Annotated in this window: 20 protein-coding genes and 1 pseudogene; 8 read left to right on the forward strand and 13 right to left on the reverse strand. The window is 66.7% G+C overall.

Translation table 11 applies throughout. The features are described 5' to 3' along the window. Positions 1–27: 27 nt before the first annotated feature. Positions 28–594, reverse strand: coding sequence for a DUF3592 domain-containing protein (locus ASE39_RS14945; protein ID WP_282434129.1), 567 nt, complete (start codon positions 592–594; stop codon positions 28–30). After that, a complete protein-coding gene (locus tag ASE39_RS14950; RefSeq protein WP_140426796.1) occupies positions 591–1,067 on the reverse strand; it encodes a hypothetical protein in 477 nt (158 codons plus the stop codon). The genes ASE39_RS14945 and ASE39_RS14950 overlap by 4 nt, the downstream gene beginning before the upstream one ends. Before the next feature lie 356 nt (positions 1,068–1,423). Between ASE39_RS14950 and ada the strand changes: the two genes are divergently transcribed. The 3 genes from ada to alkB all read left to right on the forward strand — a co-directional run bounded on the left by ada (position 1,424) and on the right by alkB (position 4,105). Then, positions 1,424–2,557, forward strand: coding sequence for a bifunctional DNA-binding transcriptional regulator/O6-methylguanine-DNA methyltransferase Ada (gene ada, locus ASE39_RS14955; RefSeq protein WP_057271842.1), 1,134 nt, complete (start codon positions 1,424–1,426; stop codon positions 2,555–2,557). After that, positions 2,554–3,309, forward strand: a complete 756-nt coding sequence (locus ASE39_RS14960; RefSeq protein WP_242421458.1) for a 2OG-Fe(II) oxygenase — start codon at positions 2,554–2,556, stop codon at positions 3,307–3,309. Before ada ends, ASE39_RS14960 begins: the two co-directional genes overlap by 4 nt. Positions 3,310–3,451: 142 nt before the next feature. Further along, positions 3,452–4,105: a DNA oxidative demethylase AlkB gene (gene alkB / locus ASE39_RS14965; protein ID WP_057271669.1), complete on the forward strand. Its 654-nt coding sequence runs from the start codon at positions 3,452–3,454 to the stop codon at positions 4,103–4,105. 285 nt (positions 4,106–4,390) lie between these two features. Here alkB and ASE39_RS14970 read toward each other — a convergent pair whose 3' ends face one another. Further along, a complete protein-coding gene (locus ASE39_RS14970; protein WP_057271670.1) occupies positions 4,391–5,500 on the reverse strand; it encodes a DUF3592 domain-containing protein in 1,110 nt (369 codons plus the stop codon). Between the two features lie 354 nt (positions 5,501–5,854). Here ASE39_RS14970 and ASE39_RS14975 point away from each other — a divergent pair, with 354 nt between their 5' ends. Continuing rightward, entirely contained in the window at positions 5,855–6,298 is a 444-nt protein-coding gene (locus ASE39_RS14975; protein WP_057271671.1) for an EVE domain-containing protein, read from the forward strand. A gap of 51 nt (positions 6,299–6,349) precedes the next feature. On the opposite strand, the gene ASE39_RS14980 is transcribed toward ASE39_RS14975, so the two are convergent. From ASE39_RS14980 to ASE39_RS15000, 5 genes and pseudogenes are all read right to left on the reverse strand, one after another. Next, complete coding sequence (locus tag ASE39_RS14980) at positions 6,350–6,961, reverse strand: exosortase H-associated membrane protein (protein ID WP_010458362.1); 612 nt, start codon at positions 6,959–6,961, stop codon at positions 6,350–6,352. Further along, complete coding sequence (gene xrtH, locus ASE39_RS14985) at positions 6,951–7,463, reverse strand: exosortase H (RefSeq protein ID WP_010458363.1); 513 nt, start codon at positions 7,461–7,463, stop codon at positions 6,951–6,953. Before xrtH ends, ASE39_RS14980 begins: the two co-directional genes overlap by 11 nt. 169 nt (positions 7,464–7,632) lie before the next feature. Beyond that, complete coding sequence (locus ASE39_RS14990; RefSeq protein WP_029412918.1) at positions 7,633–8,592, reverse strand: class I SAM-dependent methyltransferase; 960 nt, start codon at positions 8,590–8,592, stop codon at positions 7,633–7,635. 134 nt (positions 8,593–8,726) lie between these two features. Continuing rightward, positions 8,727–9,314, reverse strand: a pseudogene (locus ASE39_RS14995) (NUDIX domain-containing protein); the annotation flags it as partial. Next, on the reverse strand, positions 9,311–9,721 hold the full coding sequence (locus ASE39_RS15000; RefSeq protein WP_010458366.1) for a hypothetical protein: 411 nt from the start codon (positions 9,719–9,721) through the stop codon (positions 9,311–9,313). The gene ASE39_RS15000 and the pseudogene ASE39_RS14995, both read right to left, overlap by 4 nt. A gap of 95 nt (positions 9,722–9,816) precedes the next feature. Here ASE39_RS15000 and ASE39_RS15005 point away from each other — a divergent pair, with 95 nt between their 5' ends. Further along, positions 9,817–10,578, forward strand: a complete 762-nt coding sequence (locus tag ASE39_RS15005; RefSeq protein WP_057271672.1) for a DeoR/GlpR family DNA-binding transcription regulator — start codon at positions 9,817–9,819, stop codon at positions 10,576–10,578. Here the strand turns inward: ASE39_RS15005 and ASE39_RS15010 are convergent. After that, positions 10,562–11,488 (reverse strand): LysR family transcriptional regulator, encoded by a 927-nt coding sequence (locus tag ASE39_RS15010; protein WP_057271673.1) that lies wholly within the window; start codon positions 11,486–11,488, stop codon positions 10,562–10,564. The two genes, ASE39_RS15005 and ASE39_RS15010, sit on opposite strands and share 17 nt — an antisense overlap. Positions 11,489–11,668: 180 nt before the next feature. On the opposite strand from ASE39_RS15010, the gene ASE39_RS15015 reads away from it, so the two are divergent. Beyond that, complete coding sequence (locus ASE39_RS15015; RefSeq protein WP_057271674.1) at positions 11,669–12,652, forward strand: DMT family transporter; 984 nt, start codon at positions 11,669–11,671, stop codon at positions 12,650–12,652. Between the two features lie 54 nt (positions 12,653–12,706). On the opposite strand, the gene ASE39_RS15020 is transcribed toward ASE39_RS15015, so the two are convergent. The 4 genes from ASE39_RS15020 to ASE39_RS15035 form a co-directional block, all read right to left on the reverse strand. Beyond that, positions 12,707–13,285 (reverse strand): NAD(P)H-dependent oxidoreductase, encoded by a 579-nt coding sequence (locus ASE39_RS15020; protein WP_057271675.1) that lies wholly within the window; start codon positions 13,283–13,285, stop codon positions 12,707–12,709. Positions 13,286–13,364: 79 nt separating this feature from the next. Next, positions 13,365–13,922 (reverse strand): Crp/Fnr family transcriptional regulator, encoded by a 558-nt coding sequence (locus ASE39_RS15025; protein ID WP_057271676.1) that lies wholly within the window; start codon positions 13,920–13,922, stop codon positions 13,365–13,367. A 276-nt stretch (positions 13,923–14,198) separates the two neighbouring features. After that, the gene (locus tag ASE39_RS15030; protein WP_199864281.1) at positions 14,199–15,653 is read right to left on the reverse strand and encodes a sigma-54 dependent transcriptional regulator; all 1,455 of its coding nucleotides are present in this window, start codon (positions 15,651–15,653) and stop codon (positions 14,199–14,201) included. After that, positions 15,650–17,554: a HAMP domain-containing sensor histidine kinase gene (locus ASE39_RS15035; RefSeq protein ID WP_057271677.1), complete on the reverse strand. Its 1,905-nt coding sequence runs from the start codon at positions 17,552–17,554 to the stop codon at positions 15,650–15,652. The genes ASE39_RS15030 and ASE39_RS15035 overlap by 4 nt, the downstream gene beginning before the upstream one ends. A 209-nt stretch (positions 17,555–17,763) precedes the next feature. Between ASE39_RS15035 and ASE39_RS15040 the strand changes: the two genes are divergently transcribed. Together ASE39_RS15040 and ASE39_RS15045 are read left to right on the forward strand one after the other, a co-directional pair. Further along, positions 17,764–18,441, forward strand: a complete 678-nt coding sequence (locus tag ASE39_RS15040) for a DUF4166 domain-containing protein (RefSeq protein WP_057271678.1) — start codon at positions 17,764–17,766, stop codon at positions 18,439–18,441. A 47-nt stretch (positions 18,442–18,488) separates the two neighbouring features. Continuing rightward, positions 18,489–20,003, forward strand: coding sequence for a TIGR01777 family oxidoreductase (locus ASE39_RS15045; protein ID WP_057271679.1), 1,515 nt, complete (start codon positions 18,489–18,491; stop codon positions 20,001–20,003). The last annotated feature ends 53 nt before the right edge of the window (positions 20,004–20,056 follow it).

The raw sequence follows: 20,056 nt of genomic DNA on the forward strand, positions 1-20,056 counted from the left end.
GTGGCCAACGCTTCTCGCCCCGCAGGCTCACAACGCTGCAGAAGCCCGCAACCCGCCCCACACCTTGCGCACTACCGCGGTCAGCACCAGCAACCCCACACCGCCAATCAACACCGCAATACCCAGCGCCAAACCCAGCAGGCCTGGCCGCAGGCTGCGGTCAGCAATCGACTCGGTGGGGCGCGTGGGGTTCACCCACACCAACACCGGCGTGCCCGTGCGCTGTGCGCCCTTTAGCCGTCGGCCCAGTTGCTCTTGAAAGCTGCCGATGTTGTCGGGCCGTTCGTGAATGGTCGCGCGCTGCCCTGTGTAGGTCACGCCGCCCACCTCGTAGCGATAGCGCACCGAAACGCTGAATCTAAAGCTGCCCTTGCTACCGTGGTGGCTTTGCAGCGTGGCCGATTCGACTAGTGCGGGCACCTGCTTCCAGGTTTGCATGCGCGCCCATTCGTACAGCGGCGAAGCCACCATGAACCAAAAGATGCCCATGCCCGCTGCAGCAAAGGGCACGGCGAACAAGGCAAGTACCCAAATACCTCCCGGCAGCTTTTCGCGCCTTGGCGCCGCGCGTCGGGAGGTTGCAGCGCGCGTCACGGCAGACGCTCATACGTGGCCTTGGAAGGCACGTCTGCATTCGAAAAATACGGGTCCGGGTCCAGGCTTAACAACTTGCCCTGCTCGGTGATGGCATAGGCGCTGCCGCTGTCACGGCGCGGGCTGTTCGACACATAAAGCCGTGCCTTGTCGGCACGCCAGGTGCCGCGCGTCAGCGCATCGCGCAGGGCTTTCTGCACAGCGCCCTCAGAGGCTGCGGCGCCACCGGATGTTGTCAGGTCGAGGTTGATGACCTGGGCATCGGCCTGGATTACCAGCACCTGGCCGGCCAGGAACTTCGGCGGCGGTGCGCCGTTGATGCTGGTCACCTTCCAGCGGCCTACCAAAGGGTGGGTGGCCTGTGGATCGGCGGCCCAGGCGGGCGACCCCGTGCCCACGGTGGTGGCAAACAAGGCCAGCAACAAGGCCTTGCGGAACCCTGCCCTGCGTGTGTGGTGGATGTGTGGCTTCAATGAATCTCCTCCCGAGTGATGGGCTTTGTTTTGGTGGGTCTGGGCGCTGGCGGCAAACCGCGTGCAGTCTAAAAGATGGGGGCGCGATCAATTCCCCACGTCGACTGGGAGATTTCTCACTGTTTTTGGCCTCCTGCGCACTATATTCATGCGCTAGCAGCTATTAAATTGAGAGCAAACCCGTACCCGGCACACCTCGGTGGCTTGGCGCAGAATTCAAAAGCAAGCTTCGGAGTGCGCCCCGCCCACCCCGTCCCTAGAGTGCATGGCATCGCAATCTACCTTGTGAGCCATCCACCATGAACTTGAACACCATTCACCGCAGCGTCAACGCCCTGGCCCAACCTTTCACCGCCATGCCCAGCCGTGCTACCCCCTCCGCCAAGGCTGCACAGGCCGCCGCCACCCAGGCCGACCCGCGCTGGGCGGCGGTGGTGGCGCGCAGCGCGGCGGCGGACGGCCGCTTTTGGTATTCGGTGCAGACCACGGGCGTGTACTGCCGCCCCAGTTGCGCGGCGCGCGCCCCCCGGCCTGAGAACGTGCGGTTCCATGCCAGCTGCGCAGAGGCTGAAGCCGCCGGCTTTCGCCCCTGCCAGCGCTGCAAGCCCCGGCAACCCACGGCGCTGTCGCACCACGCGGCCCTGGTCACCGAAGCCTGCCGGATCATCGAAAGCGCAGCAGCCGCTGGCGCTCCCACGCTGGATGCGCTGGCCGCACAAGTGGGCCTGAGCGCATCGCACCTGCACCGCATCTTCAAGCAGGCCACGGGCCTCACGCCCAAGGCCTATGCAGCCGCCCAGCGCGCGCAGCGCCTGCGCAGCGCACTCGGCGAGCAGCCCACGGCCTCGGTGACGGACGCGATCTACGGCGCGGGCTACCAGTCCAGCAGCCGCTTTTATGAACAGTCGGCCCAGGTACTGGGCATGACGCCCAGCCACTACCGTGCAGGCGGTGCGGCGCAGGACATCCGGTTTGCCATTGGCCAGTGCTCGCTGGGTGCCATCTTGGTGGCGCAAAGCGACCGGGGCATCTGCGCGATCTTGCTGGGGGACGATGCCGACACCCTGGCGCGCGACCTGCAGGACCGGTTTGCGCACGCCAACCTGATCGGCGGCGATACCACGTTTGAAACGCTGGTGGCGCAGGTGGTGGCGTTTGTCGAGGCCCCGGGCCTGGGGCTGCACCTGCCTCTGGATGTGCGCGGCACGGCGTTTCAGCAGCGGGTGTGGCAGGCGCTGCAGGCCATTCCTCCAGGGCGGACCGCCAGCTATGCCGAGGTGGCCCAGCGCATCGGCGCGCCCACTGCCGTGCGGGCCGTGGCGCAGGCCTGTGCGGCCAATGCGCTGGCGGTGGCCATTCCCTGCCACCGGGTGGTGAAAAGTGATGGTGCGTTGTCAGGCTACCGCTGGGGCGTGGAGCGCAAACGTGCGCTGCTCACGCGCGAATCCGCCGCAGAGCCCGCACAGCAGCGGGTGGAGAAGGTGGCATGAGCGCTATCCCACTGCCCACCTCACCTGCCTTGCAAAACAGCGAATGGGTACAACGCGCGGCCGCCATAGACTGGCATGCGGCCGCCGAGGCCCTGCACCAACAGGGCAACGCCGTGCTGCCCCAACTGCTGGGTGCCGCCGAATGTGCGGCCGTGGCCCGGCTGTACGGCAGCGCCGACGCCACCACCTTCCGCAGCCGCGTGGTGATGCAGCGCCACGGATTTGGCCAGGGCGAATACCGGTATTTCAGCTACCCCCTGCCCAGCCTGGTCGCCGGGTTGCGCGAGGCGCTGTACCCCCACCTGGCGCCCATCGCCAACCAGTGGAACACCGCCATGGGCATCGATGTGCGCTACCCGGCGCGGCATGCCGAGTTCATCGCCCGCTGCCACGCCGCAGGCCAGGTGCGCCCCACCCCACTGCTGCTGCAGTACGCCGCTGGCGACTACAACTGCCTGCACCAGGACCTGTATGGCGAGCATGTGTTCCCGCTGCAGGTGGCGATTCTGCTGTCGGAGCCAGGGTGCGACTTCACCGGCGGCGAATTCGTGTTGACCGAGCAGCGCCCGCGCATGCAGTCGCGGGCCGAGGTCGTGCCGCTGCAGCGCGGTGACACCGTGGTGTTTGCCGTGCACCACCGCCCCGTGCAGGGCACGCGCGGGCCCTACCGCGTGCAGATGCGCCATGGCGTGAGCCGGTTGCGCAGTGGGCAGCGGCACACGCTGGGCGTGATCTTTCACGATGCTGAATGATGCTCCCCCTGTGCCGCTTCGCATTTTCCCCTCCGGGGACGCCACCGGTGGCCCGGCGAAGCCGGTTCCACGGTGGCACTGGCATGGCGCGTGCCAGTGGCGACGGCTGCGGGCAACACTGCCGCCATGGATTGCCACCTCTATGAGCCTCCGTCTTTTCGACGATCCACCCCAACCCATTCAGCCGCCAGAAGTGCTGGAGCCCGGCGCCATGGTGCTGCGCGGTTTTGCGCTGGCGCAGGCGGCCGACCTGCTTGCGGCGGTGCAGCAGGTCACGGCCCAGGCGCCCTTCAGGCACCTCATCACGCCGGGCGGCCTGCGCATGTCGGTGGCGATGACCAACTGCGGGAAATTGGGCTGGGTCAGCGACCGCCGCGGCTACCGCTACGACCCCACCGACCCCGACAGCGGCCAGCCCTGGCCGGCCATGCCACCGCTGTTTCGCCAGTTGGCGCTTGATGCTGCTACGGCAGCAGGCTTCCCTGGCTTTGCGCCCGATGCCTGCCTGGTCAATCGCTATGCACCCGGCACCCGGCTGTCGCTGCACCAGGACCGGGACGAGGGCAACTATGCGCACCCCATCGTGTCCGTGTCGCTGGGCATTCCGGCCGTGTTCCTGTGGGGCGGTGCCCAGCGGGCCGACAAGGCACGGCGCATTGCGCTGGTGCACGGCGATGTGGTGGTGTGGGGCGGCCTGGCACGGCTGCGGTTTCACGGCGTGCTGCCGCTGCCCGAGGGCATGCACCCGCTGACAGGCGCGCACCGCATCAACCTCACGTTTCGCAAGGCGGGCTAAGAACCTGTTCAAAACCTTTTCGGGGATCGCATTGGAGTGCCATCGTGATGGACGTGGATGCTTCGGATGCTTGCATGGGCTCGTGCCCATGCAAGCAGCCGGGGCTTCCAATCGCCCGATTTCACTCCAACCCTTCGGGCAAGTGCCTTGTCGGGCGGTCTGCTGTGTTGCGACGCTTGCCAATAGCACGGGCTATTGGCTGCACCCCGCGCCTTGCATCCCATCCCGGCAAGGCACTTGTGCTGCCCTGAAAAGATCTGGAACAGGTTCTAAGGGCGGTGAACTTCAGCGGATGGGGTAGCCCGTCCAGCCACCGATGGACGCCAGTATGCGGTCGGCCTCCGCGCGCCCTTGCAGGTCCTGGGCGATGGTGATCTTTTTGCCGCTGCGCAGTGCAGCCTCGATGCGGAAATACACCTGGCGCCGGCCATTGGTCTCCACCGCATAGCTCTCCACCACGTTCAGCCGGGCAATGTCGTGTGCGGGGACCTGGTGCCACTGCAGCATCAGGCCCAGCAGGCGCCGCTCGGTGCGCAGGCCGTCGTGGTCCAGCCGCACCCGCAGGCTGTTGGCCAGCGCATAAAAGCTGCTGATCAGCACCGCCCCACCCATGCCCCCAAAAAGCAGGCGGAACAGCCAGGGCGCCACATCCGCCTGGGCCTCCTGTTCCCAGGGCACGAGCAGGCCCACGGCCAGAAACACACACCCGACCAACCCCAGGGCCAGCTTGAGCCCCCACCACCGCCCCGCCGGAAAATACATCTGCACGCCACCCGGAATGCGTTCCACCTTGCCGGGTGTGCCCCCAGCCACGGCGCGCTGCGCCGACGTTTTGCGCCCTGCCCGCGACGGTGCACGCAGCAGGTGCACCAGCATGCCCACGCCAAAGCCACCAAACACCACCACAAACACCATCTGGAATGCCAGCAGGCCGGGTCGCAGGCTGCGGTCGATCACGGCCTCTGCGGGGTTGGAGGCACTCACCCAGATGGGCACCGGCTGCCCGTTCTGCAGCGCATGCTCCAGCCGCTCACCCAGCGCCTCCTGAAAATCCCCCAAGTTGTCCCCACCACTGCCGATGGCCACGCGGTCGCCCTCGTACTCGCGGCCCGCCACTTGGTACCGGTAGCGCGCCGTGACGTGGTACGTGGTGGACTTGCTGCTGCGGCTGGTGTTGAGCTGCGCAGAGACCAGAGTAGCCTGCGCCGGTTGCCAGAACTGCATGCGCGACCAGTCGTACAAGGTGGGCAACACGCCCAGCAGCAGCATGCCCACGCCCACGGCGGCAAAGGGCAGTGCAAACAGGCCGAACCACCACGAGCCCGCCCGCTTGCGGTCCGAGCCAGAGGCAACAGGGGTTTCGTTGCGGGTGCTTTTGGAGGTGTTTCTTGCCATCGTTTTAATGGGTGGGTGCATTGCGCTGAACCCGGCTGAACTGCCAACTCGGGCCACCTTATCTTGGCGGACTGGCAGGCAGACGAGGTTGCAGCCAGATTCTGCTGCGCACATTTCGCCGGTGCAATCCCTGGCGCGATCCATGTTTTGAAGGTAAATTTGGCCTCCAGCGCTTGTTAGATAAGCGCCATTAGCTACCAAAAATGTAGCATTGCTCCACCATTTTGCACGCACCAGGTGGATGCCGGGCATTGCGGTGTTTGCCAAAATGTCGCCATGGCACAACCCCATCCCGCTGCAACACCGCCCTCGGCGCCCTCACCCCTGTCGGCCCGTCCCCCACGCTTTTGGCTCATGAAGTCGGAACCCGAGGAGTGCTCCATCGACGACGCCTTGTCTGCCCCGGGCGCCACCGTGCCCTGGACCGGTGTGCGCAACTACCAGGCCCGCAACTTCATGCGCGACGGCATGCAGGTGGGTGATGGCGTGCTGTTCTACCACTCCAGCTGCCCCGAACCAGGCATTGCCGGCATTGCGCGTGTGGCCAGCGGCACGCGGGCCGACCCCACGCAGTTTGACCCCGCGTCGCCTTACTACGACCCCAAATCCCCCGCCGACACACCCCGCTGGCTGCTGCTGGATGTGCAGGCGCAGCGCAAGACGCGGGTGGTGGGCCTGGCGGAGCTGCGGGAACACGCGGATCTGGCGCAGATGCGGGTGCTGCAGCGCGGAAACCGCCTGTCGATCACCCCGGTGGAGCCTGCCGAATGGGCCGTGATCATGAAGATGCTGGGCTGAGGTCACCAGCTGGCTTGTCGTGCTTCGGGCCAGCCCTGGGGCCACCCCGCTTCACTGCGGCCGTTGAACGGCCACCGCAGCGCGTGCCTGGGCGTGGAGCTTGGCCAGAAACTCCCGGTCCAGCAACAGCCAGAGCATCACCGGGGCCAGCGCGGTAAAGATGAACAGGTTGAAGTGGTACAGGAACGCCACCACGTCGGCCACCCAGCCGGGCAACCCCGTCTGCACAAACACCTCAGGCCCCGCCCGGTTGAAGACATCGTTGCACCACTGCAGGGCCACGTTGAGTGCCTGGATCGGCAGCATGGCCAAGGAGCCTATGAGCAGCTTGCGCCCCCAGTGACGGGGAAACGATGCCAGCACCAGAGCCCAGAAGATCACGATGCCGTAGCCCAGCAAGCGGTAGTCCACCAGGGGGGCGAGCTTGCCCGACTTGAACTGGCCGTTTTGCACGGAGACCACCTTGAGCGTGGTGTTCAACAACGCCGTGGTCTCTTTCTGGGTGTAGCTCAATGCCCAGTGAAACAGGGTGGAAGCCGCCTCACCCGCCATGAAAAACACGGGCTTGGACAGCTGTGGCGACAGGTAGTACCACAGCGGCATCAGGCACAGCAGGCTGACGATGGCAACCAGCAGGAAACGTCCGACCGAACTAAGCTGCATTTGGAATGGCGGGTTGGGGAGGTTGTTGCCGGGCGATCCAGCGAATCCAGAGCATCCAGACCACCAGCACATCCAGCATGATGAGTGCCTGCCAGAGGTACAGGTGAGCAAACTCGAACACGGTCATGTTCCACTTGCCCAGGTAATACAGGCTGATGATGCGCAGCAGGTTGACGACCTGCACCGCCGCAATGCCCATGGCGATGCCCGCGAGCTTGTGTTTCCAGTTCGAGGGAAACGCGATCATGCCGGCGATGAGGATGATCGCTGCCTCCACCCCGTTGCAGCCCGCCTCGATGGACACCGCAAAGCCCGTGGCCTTGCTCATCAGGATGCGGCCGTGGTGCGCCACATCCGAGTCGAGCGGGGTCATGAGCGCCGCGCTGGCGGTTGCGAGCAGGCTGGTCCAGGGCTCGATGGCGACCCGTTGCACGTCATCGAGCATGTCGATGCGAAAGAGGACCGCCAATACGGCGATGAAAATCAGAAAAAATCGGACCATACGTCGATGAGAAGAACCTGGTGAAGCGCGCACCAAAGCGCCAGGAATGCGGCAGGCGGCAAGGCCGTGGGAATGCGGACCTGTTCACACAGGCGCCGCAAAGAATATCAGAAGCCACCGGCAATCCACAAAGCCTAAATGGCACTGGCAAGCGGCCCTGAGAACCTGTTCAAAGATTCGGAGCGGCGTACACCAGCACCTTGAGGGCGCGTTCCGGGTCCACGTCCGCAAACGCGGCCGGGTTGGCCACCCGTTCCACAAATTGCAGCTCAGGCGCCAGCTCCTGCATCTGCTCTTGCAGGAAGCCCACGCCCAGCTCGGGCGCGTTCAGGCACAGCAGCGCGTGGCCGCCGGGTGCCAGCAGGTCGGGCAGGCGGCGCATCAGCCGTGCGTAGTCCTTGGTGGCCACGAAGCTGCCCTTCTGGTAGCTGGGCGGGTCCACGATGACCAGGCCATACGGCCCGCTGCGGGTGATCTTGCCCCAGCTGCTGAAAATGTCATGCGCCAGAAAGCTGGCGCCGGTGGTGAGGCCGTTGAGCTGGTGGTTCTGCTGGCCCACGGCAATGGCGCCATGGCTCATGTCCACATTGACGACCTGCCTGGCCCCTGCCTGCAGCGCCACCACCGAGAACGCGCAGGTGTAGGCAAACAGGTTCAGCACCTTGAGGCCATAGCGGTCCGTGCTGCGTGCAGCGGCAAAGGCGTCCACCCAGCGGCGGCCTTCGGCCATGTCAAGGAACAGGCCGTGGTTCTGGCCGCGCAGCACATGCACCTTGAATGTCAGGCCGTGCTCCGTCACCGCATGCGGCTCGGGCACGGCGCCCGCCATCAACCGTGTCTCGGTGCGGCCCTGGGTGCGCAGTTGTTCGTTGCGGCACTGGAACACCCAGTTCAGCGGCTGGCCGGGGGCAAGCTGCTCGCAGCGCGCGGCCAGTGCAGCGCCCACCGTCGCAAGCTGGGCTTCAGTGTCTTCGCCTGCAGGCAGGAAGCTGGTGAGCACGTAGACCGGCGGATAGGCGTCCAGCGTCCATTGCTCACAACCGGGGTGGCGCCCGCCCCGGCCGTGGAAGATGCGCTGTGCATCCGTGGGCAAAGGCATGTGGGCGATGGCGTCGAGCAGGGCTTGCATGGGGATCAAAGGCGTGTGTTGGGGCTGCGGCAGAGTGGCTTCGGCACATCGGCCGCCACGGGGCCGGCCAACGTGCGTTGCGAGGGTGCCGAGGTTACCCGCTTGTGGCGCCCCCCCTGCAGCATCAGCGCCACATGCAACAGCAGCATCACCGTCTTGCCGTCCTGGATGGTGCCCGCATGGATTCCGGCGATGGCGTCGGCCAGGGGCATTTCAATGACCTCGATGTCCTCCCCTTCCTGGGCCAGGCCGCCGCCCTCGCGGATGCGGTCCTGCGGTTCGTACTCGGCCACAAAAAAGTGCACTTTCTCGGTGACCGAGCCTGGGCTCATGTAAGCCTCGAACACCTTGCGCGGCTGGCGGATGCGGTAGCCCGTTTCTTCTTCCGCTTCACGGCGGATGCAGGTCTCGGGGTCGTCGCCATCCAGCAAGCCCGCGCAGGCCTCAATCAGATAGCCGTCGGCGCCTCCGTTGATGAACGCAGGCAGGCGGAACTGGCGCGTCAGCACCACGGTGTGGCGCTGCGGGTCATACAGCAGCAGCGTGGCGCCGTTGCCCCGGTCGTAGGCCTCGCGGCTCTGGCGCTGCCACTGGCCGTCGCGGCGGCGCAGTTCAAACGTGATCTTGCGCAGCACATACCAGTCGTTGGAGAGCAGTTGCACATCCAGCAGCCGCACATGGTCCGCCTGCGCGGCGATGGGAGGTGGTGGTGGACGGCTCATGCGGCAGCCCCTTCGCCAGCGGCCAGCCGCATCGGCAGTTCATCCACGTGGTGGACCACGGGCAGGCCCCGCGCCCGGGCCCGCTCCACGTCCATGTCTGCGCCGCGCGATGCGCCGGGCAGCCGCAACACGGCGTCGCAGCGGGCCAGCAGCCGCTCGGCCACGGGGTATTGGTAGGCGTGGAACACCGCGTCGCCAGGCTCTTGCCCGCCCGCCGCGTGGATGATGGGCAGGGCCAGCCACTCTCCCAGCAGCGGCAAATGGCCACGTTCGTAGATGGGCAACGCTGCGGCTTCAAGCCGTTCGCGGTTGGCGGCGATCCGGGCGGGGTCGCCGTCGGTGCCCGAGAGATAAGGGCCGGCGATCAGAACGAGCCAAGGAGAGTCGGCCGGGGGCGCAATGGACATGGTTTCTCCGAAAAATTGCAATCGTGCAGTATCATGCACTTTCAGGCAGTTTCGCGCAACCACTGACACCCATCCGCACCACAATACGGGCCCATATGCTCACCACCCAACGCAAGCAACTCATCCTCCACCGGCTTCAGCAGGACGGCCAGATCGTGGCCCGTGCGCTCAGCGAAGAGCTGGGCATCTCCGAAGACACGGTGCGGCGCGACCTGCGTGAACTGGCGGCCGAAGGGCGGTTGCAACGGGTGCATGGCGGTGCCCTGCCCGCTTCTGCCGCCGTGGGCAGCCTGCAAGTGCGCGCGCAACTTGCCACCGACGAAAAGCGTGAGCTGGGCCGCGCCGGGGCCGCGCTGGTGCAGCCTGGGCAGGTGGTGATCATCGATGGCGGCACCACATCGCTGCAGGTGGTGCAGCACCTTCCGCTGAACCTGCGCGCCACCGTGGTCACCCACAGCCCCAGCGTGGCCGTGGCGCTGGCGGACCACCTGCAGGTGGAGGTGCTGATGCTGGGCGGCCGCCTGTTCCGCCACTCGATGGTGAACGTGGGCGCCAGCGTGACCGAAGCCGCCATGAGGCTGCGCGCAGACCTGTACCTGATGGGCGTGACAGGTGTGCATGCCGACGCTGGCTTGACCACCGGCGATTTCGAGGAGGCCGCTGTCAAGCGCACGCTGCATGCGCGCGCCGCAGAAACCGTGGTGCTGGCCTCCATCGACAAGCTCGGAACCGCCTCCCCCTTCGGCATTGCGGCGCTGAAGGAGCTGGCGACGCTGGTCGTGCCAGCGGCCACACCGGGCAAGGTTGTCGCCGGCCTACGGGCGGCGGGGGCCAAGGTCGTCAGCGCCCGGCCGTGATGGCCGCCTGCCGGTGCTTGCTGCCGCTTGCGCGCAAATAGTCGACCAACGTCTGCGCAAAGCCTGAGCGCTCGGCCCCCTTGCGCACGCAGACCTGCAAGTCGCGCTGTGCCCAGGGTTCGTCCATCTCCACCACCACGGGCGGCTCGCTCAGGCCGGCCACCTGCAAGGCCGCACCGCGTGGCACCATGCCAATGCCCACGCCCGCCCCCACCATGCGGCAGACGGCCTCGAAGCTGCGCACCTGAATGCGCACATCCAGGTGCCGGCCCAGCGCGGCGGCAGCATTCATCGTGAAGGTATGAATGGCCGAGCCCGCGTGCAGCATGACAAAGGCGTGGTCGAGTACCTCCGCAAATCCCACCTTCGCCCGCCCGGCCAGCGCATGGCCCGCCGGGACGATGAGCACCAGGCGGTCCTGCCGGTAGGGCGACAACTCCACACCCGCGCCCGTGCCACTGTCTGCCAGCACACCCACCTCGATCTCACCGCTGGCCACCGCGACCACGATCTCTGCGCTGGTGCGCTCCTCCAGGCTCACGCTCACCTGCGGGTGCTGCTTCAGGAAACCCGCCAGGTCGTCGGGCAGAAAAGTGTGCGTGGCATGGGTATTGGCCCACAGGCTCACATGGCCCCGGATGCCACTGGCAAAGGGCGAGAGGTTGGCATGCATCTGCTCGACGCTCGCCAGCACCTGGCGCGCATTGCGCAGCAGGGCCTCGCCCGCCCGGGTCAGCGCAAGGCCCCGGGTCTGGCGCTCGAACAGGGAGGTGTTCAGCGCCTCCTCCAGCCGGCGCAGCCGGTGGCTGGCCGACGACGGCGCAAGGTAGGCACGCGCGGCGCCGCGCGTGAGGTTGCGCTCTTCGGCAATGGCGACAAAAAGGCGCAGATCAATCAAGTCATAGGTCAATGGAGGCCCCTCTCACGTTCGTTTTTGACGAACGCATGGTTGCGGCAATGCCAATTGTGCCTGCCGTGCCTATAAGGCACTATCGCCGCATCCTTTCATATTGTCACTGCCCCATGTGCACTGCGTTCGTTGTCTTCGCATGGTCTGGCAGTTTCTACGCAACCCCACCCACCATCCCCCATGCCCTGGAAACACTGGTCCGCCGAACGCCTTGGCCTCCTCCTTGCCGTCCTGGCAGCGCTGGGCTTCTCGTTCAAAGCCATCTTCGTGAAACTGGCCTACGCGGTGCCCCAGGCCACGCCCGTGGATTCCGTCACCCTGCTGTGCCTACGCATGGCGTTTTCCGTGCCGGTGTTTGCCTGGGTCGGCTGGCGCGCCAGCCGCGACCTGGCCCCGCTCACCCGGCGCGACGGGCTGCTGGTGATTGCGCTGGGCCTGCTGGGCTACTACGGCGCGAGCATCCTCGACTTCATCGGCCTGCAGTACATCACCGCCAGCCTGGAGCGGCTGATCCTGTTCACCTACCCCACACTCACGATCCTGATCGGCGTGTTGTTCATGGGCAAGCGGGCATCCCGGCGTGAGATGGGGGCACTGCTGCTGTCCTACGCGGGCATCGGCCTGGCCTTCGCGCACGACCTGCACATTGCGGGCGACACGCGCGCTGTGCTCATCGGTGCGGGCTTTGTGTTTGGCTCGGCGGTGTCTTACGCTTTCTACCAGGCAGGCAGCGAGCCCGCCATCCGCAGGCTGGGCGCTGCACGCTTCACCGCCCTGGCCATGCTGGTCTCCACGGGCGCCACACTGCTGCATTTCATGGTGTCGCAACCCGTGGCCTCCTTGGTGCAACCCGCCCCGGTCTACCTGCACGCCTTGGGCATGGCCATCTTCTCCACGGTGCTGCCCGTGTTCATGACGTCGGCCGCCATCCGACGCATCGGCGCATCCAAAACCGCGCTCATGGGCACGCTGGGCCCGGTGCTCACGATCTTTTTTGGGGTGTGGCTGCTGGGCGAGCCGTTGTCCTGGCCGCAGATGGCGGGGGCCGCACTGGTGCTGGCGGGGGTGTTGTTGATCAGCAAACGGGGCGCACCGACAGTGCGCCGCCCGCAAAAGGGAGCGCCTTCGCCGTCATCCGTTGAAGCCGGCGCCAGGTCGACCTGACCCCGCGCGGCGGTGGCCCCAAGGGCTTGGCGCAAACGTCTCTCCAGCCAATGCCTATGCCCCAAACATGGCGCCCACCTGCTGCAACCACGCTTGTCGTTTGGCATCGGTGGCGTGGCTGACGGGCGACAAAGCCACCCATTGCACCTTGCGCACGCCACATTTGCGCAGGGTGCCACGCACCAGGGCGCGCTGCACGGCGTCGCCATACAGCCAGCGGTAGGCCCACTTGGGTGTGTTCATCGTGGTCACGATCACCGCGCGCTCGATATGGGTCAAGCGGCCCTCGACTCCGTGTTTTGAGGGCTTGTAGGCCCAGCCGTTGGTGAACACCTTGTCGATAAAGCCCTTGAGCAGCGCGGGCATCACCTCCCACCAGATCGGAAAGATAAAGACCAGTTGCTGGGCGGCATCGATGCGCGCCTGGTAGTGCGCGACGGCCGGGTCCGCGCTCTGCCCCCGTGCGTACCCGGCCAGGTCTGCGCCCCGCATCACCGGGTCAAAACCGTCTGCATCCAGGTGCAGGCGGTCCACGGTGTGGCCAGCGCCTTCCAGCTGCTGCACCACGCGCTGGTACAGCGCGTGGCAATAACTTTTTGAATACGGGTGGGCCAGGATGACCAGGGTCTGCATGCGTGTACTCCATCAAAGAATGTGATGGGGCGATGGTGCAAAAGGCCCGGCCCGCCGTCATTAACAAAGGTTCAGGTGTTCAGCCGCGCGGGTCGGCTTCCGGCGGGTTCTCTTTCAACTTGCGGCGAATACGGCTCAGGTGCACCGCACTCACGCCCAGGTAGGCCGCCAGGATGTGCAGCGGAATGCGCTCCAGCTGGTGCTGGTGCGTGGCCTGCAGCGCCTGGTAGCGCTGGGTGGGCGAGTCGGCAATCGCGCTGGTGTAGAGGTTGGCGTAGTGGATGAGCCGCTGTTGCGTCAGCGCCTGGATGTCCGCTTGCAGGGACGGGTCGGTCTTGGCGCGGGCCTTGAGGGCTGTGCCCTCCACCACGCGCACGCGGCACGGCTCCATGGTGACGAGGTGCAGCGCACTGGGGCGGCCGGTCAAAAAGCTCTCCATCGAGCTGACCACGTCGCCCTCAAAGAAAAACTGGGTGCTGGTCTCGCGCCCCTGCGTGTCCACCAGGTACAGCCGCGCACAACCCTGCTCGATGAGGTACAGCCGCCGTGCGACTTCGCCCGCGCGCAGCAGCAGTTGCCGCGCGTCGACTTGGCGGACCGTGCCCAGTTCAAGGAGTGTGGTGTGAAGGGCGTTCATGGCGGGGTGCTGTGGGCACGGTGATTCAGACAGGTCGGAAAACGCATGGCGGATGCTGCGGTCAGGGGCGCAACGGTGAAGCGCAACGTGTACTCACTGCGAAATTTGAATCAAATGACTGCCTAGCGCTTGATGTATAAGGATTTTTCGCTATGCATTGCATAGCAATTCATCTTTTGCTGCTTTGCGGCCCCGCCTCGCATCGGGCAGTGCCAACGGTGCAGATGGGGAAATCTTGCATCCGTCGTGGCCCTGGCCTTGGTCATGCTCGCGGGCTCACTTCAACCCCAGCCGCGTCAGCTTCTTGATCAACCCCACCCGCGAAATCCCCAGCCGCCTCGCTGCCTCCGACTGATTGCCCGCCACCGCCGCCATGGTGTCGCGCACCATGCGCACTTCCAGCTCCATCAGCGCGGCGTCCAGCGGGCCGGTGCTGCCGGATGGCGCCACTGCAGGAGTTTTTTGATCCACCGCACTCTCGCTCATATCCCCGCTGGCCAGTTGCAGCAGCTCGGCATCCACCTCGCGCTGGTCGGGCATCAGCAGTGCACCAGCCGACTCCACCACCGCCTTGAGCTCGCGCACATTGCCCGGCCACTCGCGCGCCATCAGCCACGCCAGGGCGCTGGCCGACAGGCTGGCACGGTGCGCCACGCGGTGCAAGAAGCGCGTGGCCAGCAGCGGGATGTCGGCGGGCCGCTCGGCCAGCGACGGCGTGCGCAGCACCACGCCCTTGAGGCGGTAAAACAGGTCTTCGCGGAACGTGCCGTCGCGCACCATGGCTTCCAGATCGCGGTGGGTGGCGGCCACCACGCGGGTGTCGGCGCGCTTGGGCACACGGCCGCCCACGGGCACAAAAGTGCCTTCTTGCAAAAAGCGCAGCAGCTTGACCTGCATGGGCGGCGGCATTTCGCCCACCTCGTCCAAAAACAGCGTGCCGCCGTGGGCGGCCTCCACCAAACCGGGCTGGTCGCGGTAGGCCCCGGTAAAGCTGCCTTTCAAGTGCCCGAAGAGCTCGCTCTCCAGCAGCTCGGCCGACAAGGCGCCGCAGTGGATGGCGACAAAGGCCTCGCTGCGGCGCGCGCTGCAGGCGTGCAATGCGCGGGCCACCAGTTCTTTGCCGGTGCCCGTGGGGCCCAGCACCAGCACGCTAACCTGGGTAGGCGCCACGCGGCGCACCAGGGCGCGCAGTTGCACCGTGGCCGCCGCCTGCCCCACCATGCCAAGGTCGTCCAGCGACTGCCCTGCGCGCAGGGTTGCCAGCTCGGCATCCAGCCGCGCCTTGCGCAGCCCGCGTGCCACCACAAACCGCAGCATGTCAGGGTCGATGGGCTTGGTCAGAAAGTCCCAGGCGCCCAGTTCTGTGGCGCGCAGGGCCAGTGCGTGGTCGCCGTGGCCGGTCAACACCACCACGGGCACGCGCGCAAAGCGCGGGATCAGCTCCAGGCCGATCTCCGGGTCCATGTGCGGCGGCATGGCCAGATCCAGCAGCACCAGCTCGGGCTGTTGTTTGGCAAATGCTGCCAGGGCCTGGTCCCCATCGCCCGCCAGCGTGACGGTGTGGCCCAGATTGCGCAAAAAGGCGCCGCCCAGCCGCTGAAAGGCCGCCTCGTCATCGACCAGCAGCACGTGGCCGTTGACATGGTCGCTTATCGGCTCGCCCACCGGCGCGGCGTCTTGCCCTGCATCTGGCCGGGCGCCGGCTGCGTCGTCTGTGGTGTGGGCTGTCATGGCAGGCGTTGCGTCGTCAAAGGAAAGCGCAGCGTGAAGCAGGTGCTCCACGGCGGCCGCTCGGTCAGCGCCACCGAGCCCCCGTGCGCAGCCATGATCCGGGCCACGATGGCCAGGCCCAGCCCGGTGCCGCCGGGGCTGCGCGATGCAAAGGGCTCGAACAGGCGGCTGCGAATTTCGTCCGGCACGCCGGGGCCCGCGTCGCAGATGTGCAGCAGCACGGCGTCGGCGGTGGTTTCTGCGTCGATGTGCACGGGGCTGTGGGTTGCTGACGCTGTTGGGCCACCACCGGTATCGGTATCCCCGGCATCCAACGCCATCGCGATGCGCGCGTTCTCCAGCAAATTGGTCAGCGCCTGGTCCAAGCGGCGCGGGTCGGCCTGCAGCACCAGCGGCTGGGCCAGGCCCGCGCCCAGGGTCACGTCGGGCAACCGCATGGCCGCGTTGCGCACGTGGGCAGCCAGGTCCAGCTCACGGGGCACCAGCTTCCAGGGCTTGGCAAAGTCCAGCAGGTCGTGCGTCAGGTGGGCAATGCGCGCCACCTGGTCGGCCACCTCGCGCCGGGTGTCGACGGGCGCAGCGGCCACGGCCATCGAGATGATGTTGAGCGGGTTGCGGATGTCGTGCGCCACGGTGGCGGCCAGCGCCCCCAGCTCGGCCAGCCGCGCCTGCAACTGGCGCTCGCGTTCGCGGGCGGCAAACTGCTGGGCTTGCTCAACCCGCGCCGCAGCCTCGGCCACCACTGTGCCAAACAGTTCGGCCACATGGCGAGGCCCGGGCGGTGCGGCGTCCCAGCCCTGCAGCGTGGTCTGCCAGCCTTGCTCGCCCGGGTTGCACACCAGTTGCGGGGTGCTGCCGGGTGGCGTTGATGGCGCTGATTGCGCTGATGACGTTGAGGGTGTTGTTGATGCGGACGGAGCGCCAATCTGCACCTCCACCTGCGTGCCAATGCGTGCACTCAGCAACGTTGCGGCCTGCTGCGCCAGGGCCTCGGGTGTCTCCGCCGACAGCAGCGCGCTGCGCCAGGCGCCCAGGTCGGCAATCGATACCTCGCCCCCCGGGTAGACCAGCCGCTCGGCCACGCGGCGCACCGGGCCGTTGAGCGCCAGCACACTGGCGGCCACAGCCAAGCCGCCCAGCCAGCGCGACTCGAACGGCAGCAGCGGCGTGAGCGCCAGCACCACCGCCCCCAGCGCCAACAGCAGCGCCCACACCAGCGCGCGGCGTGCCCAGGCGTTGGCCACAAACACGCCATAACGCAAGATGCCATAGACCAGAATCAACGAATACAGCGGCAGGCCCAGCAGCGGAAACGGGTAGATCGGCAGGTCCAGCACCGCAATGCCGTAACCCGCCAGGCACAGCAGGCCCCACAGGCACGACGCGGTCACCGCGGCAATCTGCCGAAACTTCTGCCCATCACCCGACCGGCGTGCGCGCAGCAAGGCCAGCAGCAGCACCGCCACACCGCCAATGCCCAAAATGACCCAGGCCATGCTGGCGATGGTGCCCACCGGGTCGGCCACCGCAATAAAGCCAATGTCGCGGTGGTGAATCAAGTGCCCCGGCACCAGGATGATGGAAACCACCGACGCAGTCGCGCCCAGCGCATAGGCCACTGCAACGCCCCAGCGCCCCAGGTCCACACGGCAAAACACCGTGCAGAAATGAAAGAACAGCGCAGAGGTGAACGGCGCGGTGGCCAGCAAGCGCATCGCCACGGGTTCGGTCTCAGGCCCCAGCCAGTTGGGCAGCTCGTTGCCGACCATCCACAGCGAGATGCCGATCAAAAACGCCGCCAACAGGCGGGCCCCCGCCACGCGGTCGGCCCAGGCCAGCAGCAAGGCGGCCAGCACCAGCGTTTCAAGCACCGAAAACCCGAGGACGGCGTGGATCAGCATGCGCGGGCGCGAACGGGGGTGGCGATGGGGACGACGCTACACATGGTGGTGACCTGTTCCTGGCGTTAACGGTAGGGGCTGCGCGCACTGTAAACCAAGTATGCAGCCCACAACGCAAATTCCAATGAAATCAACCACTTGCAGCGGCCACTGAGGCTGGCCCGGGTTTCGCAATAGAGAGTGCAACCGCCACTCTTGCAAAGCCCGCCATGTTTGCCCTTTTCACCCCAGCGCCCCGCCACTGCACCGCCAACCCAGCACACGCAACGTCAGTGTTGGACCTGCCCGCCCTGGCCGGCGCCGCAGCCTGGGCACGCCTGCCCGCCGCCGTGCAACGCCGCTTTGGCACCGCACACGCCGACGTGAGCTACCACGGCCACATGGACCTGCGCTGCTCGCTGATCGGCCACATCTACGCCGTGCTGACCCGGCCCTGGGGCGGCCCGCTGACCCATATCAACACCACCGCCCTGCCCGCCACCGTCAACGTCAGCCACAACGGCCGCGGCGGCGTGGTGTGGGAGCGGCGCTTTCACACCGGCATCGACGCCAACCACGGCACCCACCACGGCGCAGACCGCACCGTGCGGTCCACCAAGGAGCTGGGCACCGACGGCACCCTGCTGGAGCGCACCGACGGCGGCCTGGCCATGTCGCTGGACGTGCTGGAAGAAGACGGCGCGCTGGTGTTCCGCAGCCGCCGCTTCTGGTGGGTGGTGGCAGGCCTGCGCATCCCCGTGCCGACCTTGCTGACCCCCGGCACCTGCCGCGTCGCCCACACCGACCTGGGCGCAGGCCAGTTCCGCTTCACGCTGAGCATGGTGCACCCGCTGTGGGGCGAAACCTTCCACCAGTCCGGCGTGTTCACCGATCCCGTGGTGGATTGACCCACCACACCCGTCGGCATCGATTCATCTTCACACTCACACACACCATGACCGCCATGAACACCATCTTCCTGCTGCTCTCCATCCAGGCTGCCCTGGGCGCGTTTGACAACCTGTGGCACCACGAGCTGCAGGCCCGGCTGCCCCAGCGCACATCAGCACGATACGAACTCTCGCTGCACGCCGCGCGCGAAGGCATCTACGGCGTCGTCTTTGTCGGCCTGGCCTGGTTTGAATGGCGCGGCGCCTTTGCCGCCGTGCTCGCGGCCCTGCTGCTCATCGAAGTAGGCATCACCCTGGCCGACTTTCTGGAAGAAGACCGCACCCGCCGCCTGCCGCCGTTCGAGCGTGTGCTGCACACCGTGCTGACCATCAGCTACGGCCTCTTCCTGGGCCTGATCGGCCCCGTGCTGTGGGCTTGGGCGCAGCAACCCGCCGCCATGGTGCTGGCCCCGCACGGCTGGGTGTCGTGGCTGTTCACGGCCTATGCCGTCGGCGTGTGGGCCTGGAGCGTGCGCAACACGCTGGCCGCCATCAAGCTCTACCGCGCAGCACCGCCAACACAGCCCAGCGCCACCCTGCACGCCCGTGGCCTGCAACCCCAGCCAGCCACCCTGGTCACTGGCGCCACCGGCTTTGTGGGCAGCGCCCTGGTGGCCGACCTGGTGCGCGACGGCCAGCGGGTGATCGTGTTGACCCGCGACGCCCTGCAGGCCCGCGCCAGCTTTGGCCCCAGCGTGTGGGTGGTGGACACCCTGGACGCGATCCCGTCTGAAACGACCATCGACGCAGTCGTCAACCTGGCAGGCGCCCGCGTGCTGGGCATGCCGTGGACCCAGGCGCGCAGACGCCAGCTGCTGGCCAGCCGGGTGGACACCACCGTGGCCGTCGTCAGCCTGATGCGCCGCCTGCACAAGGCCCCGCGTGTTTTGGTCAGCGCATCGGCCGTGGGCTTCTACGGCGCATCGCCCAACGCGTCGATGGAGCCCTTGGACGAAACCGCCCCACCCCGCCCCGGCGAGTTCCAGTCTGACCTGTGCGCGGCCATCGAACACGAGGCCCGGCGCGCCGAAGCCCTGGGCGTGCGAGTTGTGCGCATGCGGTTTGGTGTGGTGCTGGGGCACGGCGGTGGCGCCTATCCGATGCAGGCGCTGGCCGCCCGCCTGGGCCTAGGTGCCGTGCTGGGCCATGGTCGCCAGCCTGCGCCGTGGATTCATCTGGCTGACGCGGTGGGGCTGGTGCGGTTTGCGATGGCGCACCAGCACCTGCAAGGCCCCGTTAATGCCGTGGCGCCCGACGGGGTGACCCAGGCCATGTTTGCGCAGGCTCTGGCGGCGTCGTTTGGTCGGCGTGCATGGCTCAGCATGCCAGCTTGGCCACTGCGCGTGCTGCTCGGAGAAATGTCCACCCTGCTGCTGGACGGACAAAACGCGGTGCGGACTGCAGCGCTGGCGCAGGGATACCGGTTTGTGCACCCGCGACTGGGTGACGCGCTGGCAGACCTTGTAAAGACTGATAGACCCGAATCAGCTTTAGTTCGAGCGGAATATGAGTCTAAATAGGCTCTAACGCTTATGGGAAAAGCACTGACAGCTATTAATTCAATAGCAAATCG

It is taken from the genome of Acidovorax sp. Root267, from assembly GCF_001429215.1.
GTDB classification, from domain to species: domain Bacteria; phylum Pseudomonadota; class Gammaproteobacteria; order Burkholderiales; family Burkholderiaceae_C; genus Acidovorax; species Acidovorax radicis.